1 protein-coding gene is annotated in these 614 nt (G+C 54.2%); it reads left to right on the top strand.

All coding sequences use genetic code 11. The features are described from left to right. The coding region (locus V8352_RS21905) for a hypothetical protein (RefSeq protein WP_336426366.1) at window positions 1–509 on the top strand (509 nt) is incomplete at its 5' end. Window positions 510–614: the final 105 nt, after the last annotated feature.

The raw sequence follows: 614 nt of genomic DNA, 5'->3' as shown, positions 1-614 counted from the left end.
GACTACCCACACGGAACGAGAAGGGACCAGTTATATTCGACGACATTGAAACGGCCGGGTCGGTTTTCGGCGCGGATAGGTTCCAGCTGTACCGCACGCACTGGGCAATCCGGGAAGGCGACGCGCAAGAAGTGCTGTCCAGATTGGCCAATTGCAAACCCGATCTTGCTAATCTAATCGCGAGCCACGAGCCGCCCGCTGGTATCGGGGCAGAAATCCAGCCCCCGCCACGCGACAAGAAGATTCTTGGCATAGCCGATAGCGTGGAGGCATTCCTTCAATTGCTTTACGCATCGTCGGCAAAACCGTCGACCGAGACCTTCTTCCGAGGCCACAGCGACACCATCTATGAACTTACGCCTTCGCTTTTGCGTAAATGGGATAATGGCGACTGGCAATTCATGCCAAGCGAGGATCGCCTGTGCAAAGAACTGCTGATCGCGCATCATGATGAGTTCCAGGGTGACCAGTATTGCTTCGACCGCCTTGTGCGAATGCAACACTACTGAGCTACTCCCCATTCCTTGGACAGGATCTGGCGTAAATTAAGCTACTTTTTGCACCTGCTGATCGGGTTGGGTTTTGTCTTTTCTCAGCCAATAGACCACGGCAGG

Origin of the sequence: Roseovarius sp. D0-M9 (assembly GCF_037083805.1) — a bacterium.
Classification (GTDB): Bacteria; Pseudomonadota; Alphaproteobacteria; order Rhodobacterales; family Rhodobacteraceae; genus Roseovarius.
The sequence above is the reverse complement of the archived record's forward strand: the minus strand, read 5'-3'. Positions and strand labels throughout refer to the sequence as shown.